18 protein-coding genes are annotated in these 19,627 nt (G+C 31.1%); all 18 read left to right on the forward strand.

The features are described from left to right. Positions 1-4: 4 nt before the first annotated feature. The 18 genes from KQS_RS00330 to KQS_RS00410 all read left to right on the forward strand — a co-directional run bounded on the left by KQS_RS00330 (position 5) and on the right by KQS_RS00410 (position 19,557). The gene (locus KQS_RS00330) at positions 5-871 is read left to right on the forward strand and encodes a DUF58 domain-containing protein (protein WP_014387223.1); all 867 of its coding nucleotides are present in this window, start codon (positions 5-7) and stop codon (positions 869-871) included. After that, positions 871-2,478 carry a hypothetical protein gene (locus tag KQS_RS00335; RefSeq protein WP_014387224.1) on the forward strand — a complete coding sequence of 536 codons (1,608 nt, stop codon included), beginning with the start codon at positions 871-873 and terminating at the stop codon, positions 2,476-2,478. The genes KQS_RS00330 and KQS_RS00335 overlap by 1 nt, the downstream gene beginning before the upstream one ends. Further along, positions 2,471-3,472, forward strand: coding sequence for a vWA domain-containing protein (locus KQS_RS00340; RefSeq protein ID WP_014387225.1), 1,002 nt, complete (start codon positions 2,471-2,473; stop codon positions 3,470-3,472). The genes KQS_RS00335 and KQS_RS00340 overlap by 8 nt, the downstream gene beginning before the upstream one ends. Further along, positions 3,473-4,498 (forward strand): VWA domain-containing protein, encoded by a 1,026-nt coding sequence (locus tag KQS_RS00345; RefSeq protein WP_014387226.1) that lies wholly within the window; start codon positions 3,473-3,475, stop codon positions 4,496-4,498. It begins immediately after the preceding gene. Further along, complete coding sequence (locus KQS_RS00350; RefSeq protein ID WP_014387227.1) at positions 4,495-5,250, forward strand: tetratricopeptide repeat protein; 756 nt, start codon at positions 4,495-4,497, stop codon at positions 5,248-5,250. The genes KQS_RS00345 and KQS_RS00350 overlap by 4 nt, the downstream gene beginning before the upstream one ends. Continuing rightward, positions 5,201-7,003, forward strand: a complete 1,803-nt coding sequence (locus tag KQS_RS00355) for a BatD family protein (protein ID WP_157868369.1) — start codon at positions 5,201-5,203, stop codon at positions 7,001-7,003. The genes KQS_RS00350 and KQS_RS00355 overlap by 50 nt, the downstream gene beginning before the upstream one ends. A 2-nt stretch (positions 7,004-7,005) precedes the next feature. Continuing rightward, positions 7,006-7,746, forward strand: coding sequence for a tetratricopeptide repeat protein (locus KQS_RS13885; RefSeq protein ID WP_014387229.1), 741 nt, complete (start codon positions 7,006-7,008; stop codon positions 7,744-7,746). A gap of 58 nt (positions 7,747-7,804) precedes the next feature. Then, a complete protein-coding gene (gene porZ / locus KQS_RS00365) occupies positions 7,805-10,081 on the forward strand; it encodes a type IX secretion system anionic LPS delivery protein PorZ (protein WP_041251925.1) in 2,277 nt (758 codons plus the stop codon). Beyond that, positions 10,082-10,795, forward strand: a complete 714-nt coding sequence (recO, locus tag KQS_RS00370) for a DNA repair protein RecO (RefSeq protein ID WP_014387231.1) — start codon at positions 10,082-10,084, stop codon at positions 10,793-10,795. A gap of 154 nt (positions 10,796-10,949) precedes the next feature. Continuing rightward, a complete protein-coding gene (locus tag KQS_RS00375) occupies positions 10,950-11,561 on the forward strand; it encodes a hypothetical protein (RefSeq protein WP_014387232.1) in 612 nt (203 codons plus the stop codon). A gap of 164 nt (positions 11,562-11,725) precedes the next feature. Beyond that, positions 11,726-15,190: an isoleucine--tRNA ligase gene (gene ileS, locus KQS_RS00380; RefSeq protein WP_014387233.1), complete on the forward strand. Its 3,465-nt coding sequence runs from the start codon at positions 11,726-11,728 to the stop codon at positions 15,188-15,190. Between the two features lie 31 nt (positions 15,191-15,221). Beyond that, positions 15,222-15,602 carry a TraR/DksA family transcriptional regulator gene (locus tag KQS_RS00385; protein WP_014387234.1) on the forward strand — a complete coding sequence of 127 codons (381 nt, stop codon included), beginning with the start codon at positions 15,222-15,224 and terminating at the stop codon, positions 15,600-15,602. 139 nt (positions 15,603-15,741) lie between these two features. Continuing rightward, positions 15,742-16,356, forward strand: a complete 615-nt coding sequence (locus tag KQS_RS00390) for a hypothetical protein (RefSeq protein WP_014387235.1) — start codon at positions 15,742-15,744, stop codon at positions 16,354-16,356. A gap of 238 nt (positions 16,357-16,594) precedes the next feature. Beyond that, the gene (locus tag KQS_RS00395; RefSeq protein WP_014387236.1) at positions 16,595-17,056 is read left to right on the forward strand and encodes a hypothetical protein; all 462 of its coding nucleotides are present in this window, start codon (positions 16,595-16,597) and stop codon (positions 17,054-17,056) included. A gap of 158 nt (positions 17,057-17,214) precedes the next feature. Continuing rightward, positions 17,215-17,343, forward strand: coding sequence for a hypothetical protein (locus KQS_RS14635; RefSeq protein WP_262487921.1), 129 nt, complete (start codon positions 17,215-17,217; stop codon positions 17,341-17,343). A gap of 2 nt (positions 17,344-17,345) precedes the next feature. Further along, positions 17,346-17,777 (forward strand): hypothetical protein, encoded by a 432-nt coding sequence (locus KQS_RS00400; RefSeq protein ID WP_014387237.1) that lies wholly within the window; start codon positions 17,346-17,348, stop codon positions 17,775-17,777. Positions 17,778-18,177: 400 nt separating this feature from the next. Then, a complete protein-coding gene (locus KQS_RS14690; RefSeq protein WP_041251928.1) occupies positions 18,178-19,056 on the forward strand; it encodes an RHS repeat-associated core domain-containing protein in 879 nt (292 codons plus the stop codon). Between the two features lie 6 nt (positions 19,057-19,062). Continuing rightward, entirely contained in the window at positions 19,063-19,557 is a 495-nt protein-coding gene (locus tag KQS_RS00410; protein ID WP_014387238.1) for a hypothetical protein, read from the forward strand. Positions 19,558-19,627: the final 70 nt, after the last annotated feature.

The raw sequence follows: 19,627 nt of genomic DNA on the forward strand, positions 1-19,627 counted from the left end.
AAAGATGGAAACCAAAGACCTACTTAAAAAAGTTAAGAAGATAGAAATTAAAACCCGAAAACTGAGCAATCATCTTTTCTCGGGACAATACCATTCTTCTTTCAAAGGTCGTGGTATGACATTTTCAGAAGTGAGGCAATACCAATATGGAGATGATGTTCGTGCCATTGATTGGAACGTTACAGCAAAAAATAATGAAACGTACGTAAAGGTTTTTGAAGAAGAACGCGAATTAACAATGCTTTTAATGGTTGATGTTTCAGCTTCACAAAGTTTTGGTTCATCGGAACAAGATAAAAGAGAAATAGTGGCGGAAATTGCAGCGACTTTGGCGTTTTCGGCTACTCAAAATAACGATAAAATAGGTTTGTTACTCTTTTCTGATCAAATAGAGTTGTACATTCCACCCAAAAAAGGAAAATCACATGTATTACGAATCATTCGTGAGTTAGTAGAATTTGAACCTAAAAGCAACAAAACCAATATAACTATTGCATTAGAATATGTAGCTCAAATTATGAAAAAGAAAGCCATTGTGTTTTTAATTTCAGATTTTATGACTTCAAATTACGAAAAAGCATTACAAATTGCAGCGAAAAAACATGATGTAACCGGAATTCGTATTTATGATGAAAGAGAGCAATCTATACCCAATTTAGGTTTAATTCCTGTATTAGATGCAGAGTCAGGGAAGTATTCTTGGTTTGATACCTCTGATGAAAAAGTACGTAATTCCTATAAAAAACACTATCAACAAAATGAAAATTATTGTTTTTCTGTGTTTTCTAAATGTGGCGCGGGTATTGTAAACAGCAATACAAAAGAAAGTTATGTGTTAAAATTATTAACGTATTTTAAATCGAGAGCATAATGAAAAGAGGATTGTTGTTTTTGTTTTTTGTGTTTTCTTTAATGGGTTTTGCTCAAACAGCAACAACAGCTTTGAATAAAAAAACTATTAAAATTGGAGAAGAAGCTATATTAACGCTTACAACCAAAGTTCATGCTAGCGATTTTGTCGTTTTTCCAGAACCTGACTCTATTGGAAAATTGGAACTAATTCAAAGCTATCCCGTTGATACCATAAAAATTGAAAATCAAACCCAACTGGTTAAAAAATATGGACTAACACAATTTGATGCAGGTAATTATTCCATTCCTAGTTTAGAAGTGCTTTTTAATAAGAAAAAAATAACTACTAATAAACAAAAATTAACAGTAACAGATGTTGTTGTTGATACCACTAAACAAAAAATGTACGACATTAAAGCTGATGCAACTATCGCAGCTGAAATGGAAAAAATAAATAATGATGAAATTACTACACCTCAAATTATTAGTGCAATTTTTGGTGTTTTTACAATAGCTTTTTTAGCCTATTGGATAATAAAAAAGATACAATTTCGCAAAGAAGCTAAAACAGAAAAATATGTTCCTCCTTTCGATAAATTTAAACAAGATGTTGAAGCAATAGAAGGTTTAGAAAAAAACAGTAAAGCATTTTATTCCAAGCTTACAGAAATGGTGAAAACATATTTTAATGTTACCCTAGAAATTCCAGCACTTGAAAGCACCACAAATGAATTTATTCTTTGGCTTGAAAACAAAGCTTTAGAACAAAAAATCCAACTAAAAACAATCACTTTAGCTAACTTAGAAAAAATATTCCAAAATGCCGATTTAGCTAAATTTGCAAAAATAAATTTAGAAGAATCTGTAGTATTAAATGATAAGAAAAAAGTTGTTGAAGCCGTTACAGAATTTCATGCTTTATTGCCAACGTCGAATGAGGAACAACGTGTTGCAAATGCATTAAAATTAGTTGAAAGAAGAAAGCTTAAGCAAAAAAATATTCGACAATTTGTAGCTGTTGCAACTTTTCTTTTGGCAACTTTAGGAGCAGTTGTATTGTTGGGTTATCAAAACATTGCAGATTATGTACACCAACAATGGAACGGAAAAGATGCACACTATTATCAAAAAAGAGAATGGGTTACTTCTGAATATGGTTATCCACCAATTCAAATTGAAACACCTGAAATTTTAGCGCGAATTAAGTCAGATATAAAAAGTCCAGAAATTAAAAATTATGCCTCATTTGAATGGCAAACGTTGGGTGATAATTTGTCTGTGACCCTCAGAACTATAGCTTATAAAGATTCTGTGCCTTTTGTGTTGAATGATGTGGTAAATAGAGAATTAGGAGAAATGATGCAACAAAATGCAAAGGGTATTAAAATGGATATGAAAAAATTCAAAAACAGTAAAGGGGTGGTAGGAGATTTGGTTGTGGGTACATACACTTTTAATGATGAAAAAGGAAGTCAAAATCACAAGTTCAGTACTGTGATTTTACATGATGATAAAAACCAGCAGATTATTACAATTTCTCATAAAGTTAGTGATAAAGAAGCTGCTGGATTGGTGGATAGAATTAATAATAGTATAGAATTTGTTTTAGTTGAAGATGATGAGTAGTTCATTTATGCATCCCGAATTTCTTTGGTTACTATTGTTAATTCCAGTAGTGATTTATTGGTATGTGAAAACTCAAAAATATCAATTTCCAACATTAAAAATGAGTCAGGTTCTTACAACTGTTGAGTTTGTTTCTTGGAAAGTGCGTTTGAGACCGTATTTATTTGTTTTTAGAATTTTGGCCTTGATTTGTATGATTGTTGCTTTAGCTCGACCAAGAAGTACCGAAAAATCAAATTTTACTAGTTTTAAAAACGGAATCGATATTGTAATCGCAACGGATGTTTCGGGTTCAATGATGGCTACTGATTTAACACCCAATCGTTTAGAAGCCGTAAAAAAAGTTGCAGCAGATTTTATAAAAAATCGACCAAATGATAGAATTGGTTTAGTCGTATATGCTGGTGAAAGTTATACGAGAACACCAGTTACTTCAGATAAGTTAATGGTATTGCAATCTTTGGCAGAAGTTCAGTATAACGGATATGTGTTACAAGACGGAACAGCAATTGGAATCGGATTAGCTACTGCAATTAATCGTTTAAAAGAAAGTCAAGCTAAATCAAAAGTAATCATACTTTTAACAGATGGTGTAAATAATGTAGGGAGTTTGGATCCTATTTCAGCCGCAGAAATTGCCAAAGAATACGGAATAAAAGTATATACTATTGGTGTAGGAACTAGTGGTGTTGCCAATTTTCCTGTTGCCAAAGATGCCGCTGGTAATTTAGTTTTTCAACCTCAAAAGGTAGAAATTGATGAATCTTTGATGAAACAAATAGCAACCATAACTAAGGGTAAGTATTTTAGGGCTAACAGTAATGAAAAATTAGAATTAATATATAAAGAAATTGACCAATTAGAAAAATCCATTATAAAGGAAGAAAAACACGTTCAGTTTGATGAAAACTTCAGACCTTGGCTGTTGTTTGCTTTAATTTGTTTAGTGCTTGAATTTGTGCTGAACCGAACACTGTTTAAAAGTTTTATATAAATGTTTGATATTGAAAAACCAATCTATTTTTTATTGTTAGCACTATTGCCGTTAGGTGTGGTGCTTCAGCATTTCTATGTCCGTTGGCAACAACAAGCACAACAACAATTTGGTTCAGAAAAGGCATTACATAAAATTACAGCAAATCGAAATAGTAAACGAAAAAAACAAAAGTTTGTAATTTATATATTAGCCTTGTTGTTTGTCATATTAGCCTTAGTAAATCCAAAATTTGGAACGGAAACGGATACGGTTAAAGCTCAAGGTGTAGAGTTGGTTTTTGCATTAGACGTTTCAAAAAGTATGTTGTGTAATGACGTAAAGCCAAACCGACTAGAAAAAGCGAAACAAATTATTGTTCAAACTATTTCTAAATTAGGTACCGATAGAATTGGAATGATTGCCTATGCTGGAAGCGCCCACCCGGTTTTACCCATGACAACGGATTATGCTTTGGCAAAAATGTACTTGCAAACAATTAATACCGATTTAATTTCTTCGCAAGGAACTGCTATTCAAAGTGCTGTAGAAACTGCAGTTGATTTTTTTGACAATCCAAATTCAGGTAAAGCAGTGATTTTATTGTCTGACGGAGAAGATCACGAAAGTGGTAGTGAAATTGCAGCTTATGCTAAAGAAAAAGGAGTGAAAATAATTGCAATTGGAATGGGAACTGAACCAGGCGGAAACATTACTTTTATTGATGAATATGGAGAGCCACAGCTAAAAGTAGATAGAGAAGGTAAAGTAGTAATCACTAAATTGAACCCAAAGATATTAGAAGCTATTGCTGCCGATTCAGATGGTAAATATATTGTTGGGAACCAAACGGCCCAAGTTGTTGAACAGATAAAAGCTGCTTTGGAAGAAGTTAAAAAATCAGAATTTAAAGCACAACAATTAGCACAACAAAAATCTCAATTTCAATGGTTTTTATTGATGGCGATGTTATTAATTGTTTTGGATACTTTTTGGTTGGAAAACGAGAACTATTCTTTTAAAAAATTAATTTCAAAAAAAGCATGAAGTTTTTAGTTTACATAGTGTTTTTGTTTCAAATGATAAGTGTTTTTTCGCAACAAAAAGAAAAAGCAAATAAGACAACTTTGGAAGAAACAAATAAAGAAGAAAAACTTCGAGCGATTAAATCTAAATCTAAAGAAGCAAAAGATAAAGCTACCTACAATTTAGGGAATACAATTTATAAATCTAAAAAATACAACGAAGCTAAAGATAAATATTTATCAAGTATTGAAGCTGCAAAAACGAAAACCGAAAAACACAAGGCTTATCATAATTTAGGAAATGTATACATGCAAGAGAAAAATTATACTAAAGCCATTGAGGCCTATAAAAATGCTTTAAAAAAAAATTCTAAAGACGAACAAACACGATATAATTTGGCTTTAGCTAAGGAAATGTTGAAAAAAAATCCCCCAAAAAACACTAGTAATAAAGACAAAAAGAATAAAAATAAAGACCAACAGAATAAAGATAATAAAGACCAAAATAAAAACAATAAAGAAAACAATAAGAACAAAGAAAACGATAAGAACAAAGAAAAGAATAATAAAGACAAGAAAAATCAAGAAAAAAACAAACAACAATCCAATAAAAAAGAAGATCAAAAACAACAAAATAAAAAGCCTAAAGGAGCAAATAAACAACGTATTGATAATATTTTGAATGCTATCAATAAAGATGAAAAAAGAGTTCAACAAAAAGTTAATGCACAAAAAGGAAGAACAAAAACAATTGAAACAGAAAAAGATTGGTAAGATGATGAAGTTTAGATTTTTAGTTTTATTTTTAGTTCTGTCGTGCGGTAGTATAGCACAAACACGACTCGAAGTTCGTATGCCTAAAACTACCTTAAAAGTAGGTGAAGCAATACGGTTAGATTTTGTATTTAATGCTGTTGGAGATGATTTTATACCTCCAAAAATAGTAGGTTTTCAAGTAAATGGCCCCATGATGAGTCAGAGTGAAAATGTAATTAATGGTGCGTATTCTGGAAGCCAACAGTTTTCTTATGTTATTCAAGCCACAAGACCTGGAAAATTCACAATTCCTTCTGCAATGGTTGAGTTCAGAGGTAAAATTTTTAAATCACAACCTGTCGTTGTTAATGTATTAAATCAGTCGGTGAAAGGAGAAGGGAGTTCTACTGTTGAATCCCCATCCAACAAATCAATAGTTGGTAAAAATGCGCCAGTTTTTATAGAAGCAGAAGTGTCTAAAAATACGGCTTATCTTAACGAACCTATTGAAGTAAGTTACCGAGTTTATTTGAATCCGAAATATAAAATTGAAAAAGAAAATAAAATTAATTTTCCTAAATACAATAATTTTTGGAGTCAAACTGAGGATTTACGAAATAATAACTGGGAACAAATCAATTTAAACGGACGTATATTCTACACTAAATTGTTTAGAAGAACTGTTTTATATCCGCAAAAAACAGGAAATTTAATTATTGATCCATTAAGTTTAGATTTTAATATCGCTTATCCAACAGGTGAGTTAGATTTTTTTAATGATCCTGAATACGAAACAGCTCGAAGAGTAATTGCAACACCTGTAAAAGCAATTACTGTTAAACCGTTACCTGAAAAAGGCAAACCCGAAAATTTTACGGGTGCTGTTGGTACCTTTGAATTTGAGGTAATTGTTGATAAATTTGATAGTAGAACAGGTGAAGCCATTCAGATGGATTTCGTAGTTTCTGGAACAGGAAATTTAAAATTATTTGAGATTCCAAAACCTAAATTGCCTTCAGATTTTGAAGTTTTTGAACCAATTCATAAAGAAGAAATCCAGGAAAGTATAAGAGGAATGTCGGGGAAAATTTCGGATTCATATACGATTATTCCTCAAAATAAAGGCGATTTCTTAGTGAAACCGCAGCAATTCAGTTATTTTGATATTCAAACAAAATCGTATAAAACAATTTCTTCTGACGAAATAAACTTAACTATTGCACAAGGCGATAAGTATATTTCTCAATTACAAAAAAACAATACAAAATTACCTAAAACAATTCTGCCAATTTTTACCGAAGCTTCATTCGTTGCTTTGCATTCAAATTCCTTTTTTGGAACAAAATTGTTTTATAGTTTGGTAGGTATTCCAATATTAGCTGCATTGGTTTTGTTTTTAAGAAAGAAGAAAACAACGGATTATTCTTCAAAAAACACACAAAAGACAACTTCAAAATCAGTTAAAAAAGCAATCTTTTCAGTGCAAAAATTAGAAGATAATTTACATCATAAAGATTTGTTTTATAACGCGTTAGAGGAAAATTTAAAAGCCTATCTTTGCGAAAAATTTTCTATTAATTCAGTTTCTTTTTCTAAAGAAGTAGTTGTAAATACTTTGAAAGAGGCTCAACTATCAGATGAAATTATTCAAAGTGTTATGGATTTATTGCAATCTTGTGAAATGGCAAAATACGCACCGGTTTCAAACATAAATAGGGAACAAGATTTAGAAAAAGTGAAACATTGTATTCAACAAATTGAAAATACTTAACGATGAAAAAGCTGTTATTTTTTTTACTCCTTGTTTTCGGTTTTCAAGCAACTTTTGCGGATGCAGTTCAGGCTGAGGTATATTTTAAAGAAGCAAATTTATTATATCAAAAAGGAGAATACCAACAAGCAGCCGATTTGTATCAACAAATAGAGGGACTAAATGTAGAAGCAGCCGAAGTGTATTATAATTTAGGGAATTGTTTTTTTAAAATGGGACAATTGCCACAAGCAATATACAATTATGAAAAAGCAAATGCAAGAGCGCCATTTGACGAAAAAATTCAAACCAATTTAGCTGTTGCTTATGCAAATACCACAGATAAAATCGAGTATAAACCGTCAAACGATTGGTTGGCCTTTGTTAAAGCAAAAATGGTTTCTTACGAAATTTTTTTAAATGGTTTTACCATTGTTTTAGCGTTTATTTTGTTAACATTTATTATTCTCTATAAATACAAAAACAATCAGGGATATATAAAACCAATAGTAGTTACTTTAGTACTTTTTGTTGGTTTCTTTGTTTTAAGTTTTATCCAAAAACAGGTAAAAAATCCAGAAGTTGGTGTTGTGTTTTCTTCCGAAACTTTAATGCTTACTAAAGATAAGAAACAAACCATTAGAAAAATTCACGAAGGAACAAAAGTATATATAGAACAAACTAGTGGTAACTATTTTTTAGTACATCTTTCTGATTTTTCAAAAGGTTTAGTGAAAAAAGAAGCAATAAAAAAAGTGGATTAACTCAATAAATTCAAATTAAATGCGTTTGTATTATATTTGTGGTATTAACGCTATTGCTATGAGAAAAATTTCTTTATTATTAACAGTTTGTCTTCCTATGCTTGTACTTGCACAGCAGAACCCATGGAAAGGCTATTTTTCATATAAAGAAATAACGGATGTTATCTCAGGAAACAATAAAGTGGTTGCTGCTACAAAAAACTCTTTGTTTTCAAAAGAGTTAGTGAGCGGTGGCTTGGCAACGTTTACTTCAATAAATGATGTAAAACCAGAAGTGGTGACTGCTGTATTTAACAGTTCTACCAATCATACTTTTATCGGAAATGAAAATGGGTTAATTATTATTATTAAACCAGATGGGAGTGTAATAAATAAACCCGATATTATCCTTGAAGTTCCAGTTCCACCTAATAATAAAAAGATTAATGATTTTTACGAGTATAACGGTAAAGTATATGTTTCTGCTCAATACGGAATAACAGTTTATAATTTGAATAATCTGGAAGTTGACGAAACGTATTACATAGGAAATTCGGGTGAAAGTTTAGATGTGTTACAAACCACGGTTTTTAATAATGAAATTTATGCGGTTACAAGAACGCAAGGAATTAAAAAAGCAGTACTAAGCAATCCGTTTATATATGATTATTCGCAATGGTCTGTTTTTAATAGTGGAAATTGGCTTGGCTTGGTTACCTTTAATAATCAGTTGGTTGGAGCAAATTTAAACATGAATTTATATAAATTTATTGGCTCAACCGCACAACAATTTAGCACTTTTGGTTCTACAGGGAAAAAGTTAAAAAGCGCCTCTAATTATTTAGTTTTTCAAGCTAATTATCAAGTTCATGTTTATGATCAAAATCTAAGTTTGCAATCTATAACTTATAGTATTCCAAATGTATCAGATTTTTTTACTGGGGCAGCTGTGGTGAATGATAAATTGTATATTGGAACAAGTAAAAATGGATTGTACGAATCTAATATTGTTCCAAATAATAATTTTGTAAATGTTTCTCCCAATGGTCCTATTGAAGATTATTCTTTTAAAATTAAAAAAACGTCTGATGAATTATGGATTACGCATGGAGGGTACGATAGAACGTATGCTCCAGATTATAAATACGAAGGAATTAGTACTTATAAAAGTTCATTAGGCTGGAGTTTCATAAACAAAGCTAACTTTACAGATGTTGTTTCTTTAGGAACTGTTTTAGAAAATACGTTCAATAAAAAAGAGAAATATGTATGTTCTAATCATAAAGGGTTATTAAAAATTACAGATAATACAGTTTTTACACTTTTAGATCATACCAATACAGGAGCAAATGGTTTAGAAAGTTTATATTATGCTCCAGATCCAAATTATAAATCAACCAGACCTAATGGTCTTGTGCAAGATAATTCTGGAAATATTTGGATGACAAATGCCTATGTTAATAAAGCATTGAAAGTCTTACGAAGTAATGGTTCTTGGCAATCGTATGATTTAAGTTCTTCTATTCAAAATGCTACAAATGAGCGTTATGGTAATATGGAGGTTGATAAAAACGGCACAAAATGGATTGCTTCTTTTCTCAATGGTGTTATTGCGTTTAATGAAAGATACAATAACAGAACTATAGTTATTAATTCAGAAAAAGGATTGCCCGATAACGATGTGCGTTGTGTGGCCGTTGATAAAAAAGGGCAATTATGGATTGGGACCTATAAAGGATTAAGAATACTGAGTAATGTTGATCGTTTTTTGTCTGAAAATGAATTAACAGCTACCAATATTGTCATCCAAGAAGGCGACTTAGCTCAGGAATTATTCTACCAACAGTTTATTCAAGATATTTATGTAGATGGTTCAAATAACAAATGGGTTTCTATTGCAGATGCAGGTGTTTTTCATGTAAGTAGTAACGGGCAAAGAACATTACATCGTTTTACCAAAGAAAATTCGCCCTTGCCAAGCAACAATGTGCTGGATATTGAAATTGATGAGGTAACTGGAGAAGTGTTTTTTGCTACCGACAAAGGCACAGTTTCGTTTTTAGGTTCTTCAACAAAAGGAAGTGAAAATCTAGAAAATGCGTATGTGTATCCTAATCCCGTGCGACCAGAATACTCAGGTACAGTAAAAATTGCCGGTTTAATGGATAAAGTGAATTTAAAAATTACCGATATTGAAGGCAATTTGGTGTTTGAAACCACTTCTCAAGGAGGAACAGTGGAATGGGACACTACTGCTTTTGGGAAATATAAAGTAGCTTCGGGAGTTTATATGATTTTTATTTCATCGGATGATGCAGCAGAAACTACGGTAAAAAAAATAATGATTATTCGTTAAATGTTAGTCAAAACCAAGGCCATTGTTCTTAGTGCAATTAAATATCAAGAAAAAAGCTTAATTGTAAAATGTTATACTCAAAATCACGGCATAAAGTCTTATTTTGTGCCTAGTGCTTTTTCTTCAAAGAAGTCGAACCAACGAATTGGTTACTTTCAACCTTTAACGCTGCTAGAAATTGAAGCAACACATAAAAACAAAGGTACATTAGAGCATTTTAAAGAAATTAAATTAGCACATGCTTATCAAACGATTCCATTAGATATTGTAAAAAGTACGATTGTTATTTTTCTATCCGAAATTTTACATCATAGTATTTTAGAAGAAGAAAAAAATGAATCCCTTTTCGAGTTTATTGAAACGGCATTACTTTGGTTAGATACCCATGACGCTATTGCTAATTTTCATTTAATTGTGTTGCTTCAAATTACCAAGTTTTTAGGGTTTTATCCTCAATCCTCACAAAATGAATTTCCATTTTTTGAAATGATAGAAGGTGTCTTTGTGCCTTTTCAAGGGGTAAGTTGTTTAACAGCTCATGAAACACTTTTGATTAAAAAACTTATTGATTTGCGTTTTGATTCTAATGCAAAGCTTTTCACGGGTGTGGAACGCCAATTGATTTTGAAAATTATTTTGGATTATTACGCCATTCATTTAGACGGATTTAGAAAACCGAAATCACTCGAAATTTTAAAAGAAGTTTTTAGTTAAGTTTCTATATTAACAGTGTTTTTTATCGTTTTTAACTTACTTTTTAACTCTAGTTATTGAATTTTATCTGTTTTATTGGTTTTGTATCAGATATTTCTCAGTATACTATTAAATTTTAATAATTTTATACTATTAATGTTAAAAAAGTATGATTATGATAAAATACTACTCCTTTATTGTAAGCATAATGATGATTTTATCTTCACATATAAATTATGCTCAAGTTGGTGTTGGAACAACGAATCCACAAGCAACTCTTCACGTTCAAGGTAATCTAAGGGTAACCAATACAAATAACACAACAACTTCAACAGATCTTTTAGGTAACTGTTCTCAGGGTGATATTACTTCTATTAAGGTAGGTGAAGGTTTATTGTTAAAAAACAATGAGCTAACAAATACCAATACAAGTTCACCAACTAAGTATAAAATAGCTGGTATACCTATAGCAACAGTTGCTCCTAATCAAAATTTTGACAATTTTAATTTTGATTTAAGTGGCGTTAACACTGATGTTGTTATTTTTAGATTAGCTGCAGCACATAATTATACTATATCAGGTATTGGTGGGGGTACAGATGGAAGGCATATATTAATTTATAATTCGAATCCAGTAAATTTAACAATCAATAATATGAATTCATCCAATCCATTAAATCATATCGATACTTTAGGGTCTGCTACCGCAACTTCTGGTGTTGGAACAATTGAACTTGTTTATGATGGGACTTTAAATAAATGGATTGTTATAAATATTAGAAATTAATAAAAATAAAGTTTAGAATAGATTTTTTTTGAGAAAAACCACTTCTTAACGCAAAAAGGAGTGGTTTTTTACTTATTCAGTAATTCTTTTATATTTCAATATTATTTTGAATTATGCTCTAAAAAAATTCCTTACTTTCGCAAATTGATTTAAGTTAGCGAAAAATGAGTGCAAAATTTACTGAATACAAAGGACTTGACTTGCCAACTGTGGCGTCTGAAGTACTTGATTTTTGGAAAAAAAACAATGTCTTTGAACAAAGTGTAACTTCTCGTGAAGGCAAAACCCCTTATGTGTTTTTTGAAGGACCACCTTCAGCGAATGGATTACCGGGTATTCACCACGTTATGGCACGTGCTATTAAAGATATTTTTTGTCGTTATAAAACTCAAAAAGGGTACCAAGTAAAACGAAAAGCAGGTTGGGATACCCACGGCTTACCGGTTGAATTAGGTACGGAAAAAGAATTAGGAATTACCAAAGAGGATATAGGTAAAACCATTACCGTTTCAGAATATAATGAAGCGTGTAAAAGAACCGTTATGCGTTATACCGATGTGTGGAACGATCTTACCGAAAAAATGGGGTACTGGGTTGATATGGAAGATCCTTATGTGACGTACAAGTCGAAATATATGGAGTCGGTTTGGTGGTTGTTAAAACAGATTTACGATAAAAATTTATTGTATAAAGGTTACACCATTCAGCCGTATTCTCCTAAAGCCGGGACGGGATTGTCTTCGCATGAAGTAAATCAGCCAGGTTCGTATCGAGATGTAACCGATACCACTATTGTAGCGCAGTTTAAAGCTGTTGAAAATACGTTGCCAAGTTTTTTACAAGGTTTCGGAACAATTCATTTTTTAGCATGGACGACTACCCCATGGACGTTGCCTTCAAATACAGCCTTAACTGTTGGGCCAAAAATCGAGTATGTTTTAGTAAAAACGTTCAATCAATATACATTCGAACCTATCAATGTTATTTTAGCTAAACCTTTAGTTGGGAAACAATTTGGTGGAAAATATTTTGTAGCCGAATCGGATGAAGATTTTGCAAATTATAAACCAGAAGATAAAAAGATACCTTACCAAATTTTAGCCGAAACTAAAGGTGCCGATTTAGTCGGAATCAAATACGAACAATTATTGCCATTTACATTGCCGTATCAAAATCCAGAGAATGCGTTTCGAGTAATTTCGGGGGATTTCGTTACTACTGAAGACGGTACAGGTATTGTGCACACGGCGCCAACTTTTGGAGCTGATGATGCTAAAGTGGCCAAAGAAGCAACTCCTGAAGTGCCACCAATGTTGGTCTTAGATGAAAATGGAAATGCCGTTCCATTGGTGGATTTACAAGGTAAATTTGTGGCTCAAATGGGCGAATTTGCTGGTAAATATGTAAAGAACGAATATTACAATGAAGGTGAAGCGCCTGAGAAATCAGTAGATGTAGAAATCGCAATTCGTTTAAAAGAAGAAAACAAAGCCTTTAAGGTTGAAAAATATGTGCACAGTTATCCGCATTGTTGGAGAACAGACAAACCTATTTTATATTATCCTTTAGATTCTTGGTTTATCAAAGTTACGGATGTTAAAGATAGAATGTTCGATTTAAATGAAACCATCAATTGGAAACCCAAAGCTACAGGAGAAGGACGTTTTGGGAATTGGTTGAAAAATGCAAACGATTGGAATTTATCTCGTTCACGTTATTGGGGAATTCCATTACCAATATGGAGAACAGAAGATAAAACAGAAGAAATTTGTATTGGTTCTGTAGAACAATTATACAATGAAATTGAAAAAGCAATCCAAGCAGGTGTAGAAACCGTAAATCCGTTTACAGGTTTTGAAATTGGAAATATGGATGAAGCGAACTATGAGTTGGTTGACTTACATAAAAATGTGGTAGATCATATAACTTTAGTATCACCTTCTGGAAAACCAATGAAACGTGAAACCGATTTAATTGACGTTTGGTTCGATTCAGGTGCAATGCCTTATGCACAATGGCATTATCCTTTTGAAAATAAGGAGTTAATAGACGGAACTTGTCATTCCGAACTTGTTTCGGAATCTAATGGTGAGAACCTGAAACAAGTTCAGGTTGACAAGCGTATGTTCCCTGCAGATTTCATCGCAGAAGGAGTAGATCAAACTCGTGGTTGGTTCTATACCTTACATGCTATTGGAACTTTAGTTTTTGATAAAATTGCCTATAAAAATGTAGTGTCAAACGGATTAGTATTAGACAAAAACGGACAAAAAATGTCCAAACGTTTAGGAAATGCCGTAGATCCGTTTACAACATTAGCAGAATATGGACCCGATGCCACGCGTTGGTACATGATTTCTAATGCTAACCCTTGGGACAACTTAAAATTTGATATTGAAGGTGTGGCTGAGGTGCGTCGTAAATTCTTCGGTACCTTATACAATACCTATTCGTTCTTTGCCTTATATGCTAATATTGATGGATTTACTTATGCAGAAGCTGAGGTGCCGTTAGACGAAAGACCAGAAATAGATCGTTGGATTTTATCTGAATTGCATACTTTAATTCAGTTTGTGGATGAAGCATATGCCGATTATGAGCCTACGAAAGCAACCCGAGCAATTTCTGATTTTGTACAAGAGAATTTGAGTAATTGGTACGTGCGTTTATGTAGAAGAAGATTCTGGAAAGGTGAGTACGGAACAGATAAAATTGCGGCTTATCAGACCCTTTATACCTGTTTAGCAACGGTAGCTAAATTGTCGGCACCAGTGGCTCCGTTCTTTATGGATCGACTATACAAAGACTTGAATGCCGCGACAAATAAGGAAAACTTCGCTAGTGTACATTTAGCCGATTTCCCTGTTTTGGTTGAAAACTTTGTTGATAAATCACTGGAAAGCAAAATGTTGAAAGCACAAACTGTTTCTTCTTTAGTATTATCTTTACGTAAGAAAGAAATGATTAAAGTACGTCAACCTTTACAACGCGTAATGATTCCAGTACTTGACGCTACTTTCAAGGCAGAAATTGAAGCGGTTTCAGATTTAATTAAAGCTGAAGTAAACGTGAAAGAATTGGAATTATTAGACGATGCTTCAGGCGTTTTAGTGAAGCAAATTAAACCTAATTTTAAAGCACTAGGACCTCGATTTGGAAAAGATATGGGATTGATTTCTAAGGAGATACAGTCTTTTGGGCAAGAACAAATCAATCAATTAGACAAAGAAGGTTCGTTAGATATTGTGGTTTCTGGAAAAAGTATTACTTTAACAACCGAAGATGTAGAGATTTCTTCTCAAGATATTCCGGGATGGTTAGTAGCGAATGCCAACGGTATAACAGTAGCTTTAGATATAACTATTTCGGAAGATTTACGAAAAGAAGGAATTGCTAGAGAATTAGTGAATAGAATTCAAAACATTCGAAAAGATTCAGGTTTTGAAGTGACAGATAAAGTTCAAGTACAAATTCAAAATGAGCCTCATGTAAATGCAGCTATTCAAGCCAATGAAGACTATATTAAGTCGGAAACATTAACAGAAAGCATTTCATTTGTGGAAGAATTAGAAAATGGTACGGAAATTGAGTTTGATGAAATCAAAACCAAAATAAGTATAAAAAAATAAAAATCGATTACTAACCTAAATTAAGTGAATTATGGTAGATGAAAAAGTAAGATACTCAGATGCTGAATTAGCAGAGTTTAAAGAATTAATCTTAGGTAAATTAGAAAAAGCCAAAACTGATTTAGATTTGATTAAAAGCGCCTATTTAAATGATTTAAACAACGGAACAGACGATACATCACCTACGTTTAAAGCTTTTGAAGAAGGAAGCGAAACCATGAGTAAAGAGGCCAATTCACAATTAGCTACGCGCCAAGAAAAATTTATTCGTGATTTAAAAAATGCTCTAATCCGCATTGAAAACAAAACCTATGGGATTTGTAAAGTTACAGGTAAATTAATCAACAAAGAACGCTTAAAGCTGGTGCCTCATGCCACTATGAGTATAGAAGCAAAAAATATGCAGAAATAATAAAAACCCACTTCGGTGGGTTTTTTTGTTGCTAATTTTTAAATTTTATTACGGCTACAGCTCCGCAAAGTCGGGGGACTTTGTGGAGCCGAAGAATTTTAATTTAAATGGCAATAAGATTGTAAAAAAAGAAAAGAAAATGAAAATAATATTATCGATTTTGTTTGTACTAAGCACTTTGCAGTATAACAATAAAAATTTAGGAAAATATGAGTATAAAACCAATCATTATTGGGAGTGTATTAATCTAAAAGGAAATAATATATTTGAATTTCAATCTGGACATTACATGTCAGGAGTTGAAAAAGTTAGCGGTAGATTTATAATTAATGGAGATAGTCTTATTCTAAATAGTCTTCCACAAAGAGAAAAAATTATTGTAAATGAGAAATATATAAGAAAAAACAGAGATAACTATAGTTTCAATATTAAAGATAGAAGTGATTTTTTTGTCCAAAATAATTTGAATTTAAATTTATCATTTGATGATGGAACTATTGAGTCAATCCAAATACCATTTGGAAAATTTAATGTAAAAACTAAAAAGAGAATTAAATCATTTTATGTTGGTAATATTGGCTTAAAATTTCCGATTTATTATTTAAAAAGTGATGTAACGAATACTTTTGACGTTAAATTAGATTTTAAAAGAATTTTTGATAATGAAATTTGGTTATTTGACGAAGGTAAGATCAAACCAATAGGCATTGATGGAGAATATCAAAAATATTTTCTAGTAAAAGCTTCTGAATAGTTTAATGTGTCAAATCAACTCCACAAAGTGACCCGACTTTGAGCTAAATAAAACAAAAAAAGCTCAGTGAAAACTGACCAGCCCCAGCTCCGCAAAGTCTCTTGACTTTGAGTTATTTTTATGTTATTTATTGGGTAAATTATATTTAAACTAAATAATTGAAAAAGTAAATTAATTACAAATACATTATATTTATACAAAGTCGGGAGACTTTGCTCAGCATGGTTAAACAAATTTTATGAAAATTTATTTATTAATTATTTTGAATGTTTTCTTAAACATTTCATGTTCAAAAAAAAACGGAATTGTTGAGTTTTATTACAAACCTTATTCAGTTAATAATTTTTTTTATTATCCAAATAATAGTAAATTTTCTATTTGGAATGATGAAACTTATCTTAAAAATTATACAAAATGGAATAGTAATAAAAAAATACAGCAGTTTTACTTTTCTATAAAAGACACAAGTAGTTTAGAAAAAACTTATTTAGATAATGAATTTATTAATGCTGTAGTAATTAAAACTAATGGAACGAATGATACTATTTATTTTAATGAAGAATTGAGTTGTTTTACAAGAACACAAAAAAATAATTTAGATTATGAAGTATATGTAATTGATTCTATAAATAAACCATTGCCAAGATATCTATTGAAATTTTATAAAAATAGAAGAATTAAATTTAAAAAAAACAATTAAATTGAAGTTCACAGCTCCGCAAAATCTCCCGACTTTGAGCTATTTTTATATGTTATTTATTGGGTAAATTGTTTTAAACTAAATATTTGAAAAAGTAAATTAATTGCTGTTGTAAATTTGTTTAATATATTACAAAGTCGGACATTGTACAGCAAGGAGTGTCTAATGTTCTAAAAGACGCTTCAGGCGTTATATATTCATTTATAGATGCTTTAACTGATTATAAATTAAAAGAAGAAGGTGCTCCAAAAGAAGTTAGAGACGAAATAAATCCATTGAAAAATTAAAAATGGAAAAATTAAAAAAATACTATATTTATTCAACTTATGTTTTTGCTATCGCATCAACAATTGCAAATTCTATTTATTTAATGAAATTAAAATTTTTTGATTTCATGATTTTATTAATATCAATCTACATAATATATTTATTTTTGAATTTGGGTAAAAAGTTAAATTTGTTTATTTTATGTTTGTTTTTTCTAATGCAATCGATTTCATTTAATTATATAGTCTTGCATGATTTCATTATTGGGCCAGATTTAAGATTATTTATTTTAAACGAAAAAGATTTTACAGTGGGTTCAGTTTTTAATATTTTTAATTTTAAGTTATCAATTGTAGATGCTACTAGAGATTTACATCCTCTAATAAGTTTTAACATAATTCACTTGTTAATTACTATCACTTTGTTTTTTGATATTATAAAGATAAAAAAATAAACCCGACCGCTCGGATTTCTCACCGCAACGCTAGCGCAGATTTGCAATCTGTGCCCACAAAGTGAGGAAAAATGAACTAAAACCATTCAGAAATTATAAATTAAAATAAGATTAGTTAACTAGTTCGCAAAAAATTAAACGGCATTTATGTATGAATCAGAAATGCCTTTTTTAATAGTAAAAACAAGAAATCCTAACCGTAAAAAGTTAGGATTTTGTTTATAAAATGCTAAATTTGACAAACGTTCTTAAAATATTAGAAGAAACCGTAAGGTTCGTCGAACACAGATAAAACCATTATTATCCCTTTGGGTTAAAACATCAGAATTATAATATTGACAGATTAGATTTTGATAAATTCCCTGAAACAGGGGTTGAAATTGTTCCTAATGATAATCCAATGTACAAGTATAAATACAACGGTAAAGAATTACAAGATGAGCTGGGGCTTAATATGTATGATTATGGAATGAGATATTATGACCCGAGTATTGTTAGGTGGATGAATATTGACCCGTTGACGGTGCAAGGGAGAAGATGGTCTCCTTATAATTATTGTGTTGATAATCCAGTTTACTTTATTGACCCTGATGGAATGAGAGTTGCTCCACCTGATATATACATTGATTCCAATACTGGAAGAAAACTTGGGCAAGATGGTGCATTAACAAATGACATAAGGTCAATTTCTAGTGACGGTTTTAATGAAATTAGAGATGCAAATGGTGGCACGATTTCAAAGGAAGCAACTAAACAATTACAAGAGACTAGTTCGGTTGTGTGTATTGATGATGCTACAATTCAGCAAAATGCTCAAGATGCATCTAGAACAACAGAGGCTCAAGCCTTTATTGTGTATGATAGGGAAGCATCAGTGATTATGTCAATAAGAGGAAAAGACGGAGTGGATGGCGAAGCAACAGTCCCTGGTACAGATACTGTTACTTTTCAAGGTAAAGTTACTGAGGGTATACTAAAAGATGGTAATAAGAAATATTTATTAATGGGTCAGATTCATGGACATAATGAATTACAAGATAAAAACTATATAAACATACCAGGGACATCTCCTGAAGATAAAGGTGTTGCAAGTTCAAGAGGAATAAATATTTATGCGCTTGATTCTTATGGGCCACCTGCTGGTGCACAAGCTGATATACATAGTGTTAAGGCTGATGGAACTGAAGCTATGTACATTGGTTCTACTGGTGTGTCGAATAATGCTTGTAATTTTAATTTTGGACTAGACTCTTTAAAAAGTTGGATGAATAAAAAATAAATAAATATGAATAAAATCTTTTTAATAATTATAGCTAGTTTATCACTAGTTTCATGTAAGTCTTCAAAAATAAACGAAACTACTTACATACTACCTTTTAATGTAGAAAAAACATGTTATGAATATTTAAAATCGCATAATTTTGATGGAAATTATTTTTTTGTATTAGAAAATTATTCTAATGATATATCCATATTAAAAGTGATTAAGATTAAAGATATTAGTAATCAGTATTTTGGCTTTAAAAAAATAAATCAATGTAATTATTCAGTTTTGATAAATGATAAATATTATCCATTAGTTTTTCAAACAGATTTAAAGTATGGGATTAAATTTTGTGATACAGATAGTTTCTTTGATATAAATTATCGAGAAAATAACGAAGTATGTTTTAAAAACCCACCTACTACAATATATGAGTATTCAAAAATCTTTTATTTTAATAATAATGGTTACATTACTGATGAACATGGTAAATTGATTGGTAATGTCCCAAATTAGGACATGTCTAATTCACAAACATAAATAACACTAAAACAGTAGCTAGAAAATATATATTATTAGTTTAGTT

Origin of the sequence: Flavobacterium indicum GPTSA100-9 = DSM 17447 (assembly GCF_000455605.1) — a bacterium.
Taxonomy (GTDB): Bacteria; Bacteroidota; Bacteroidia; order Flavobacteriales; family Flavobacteriaceae; genus Flavobacterium; species Flavobacterium indicum.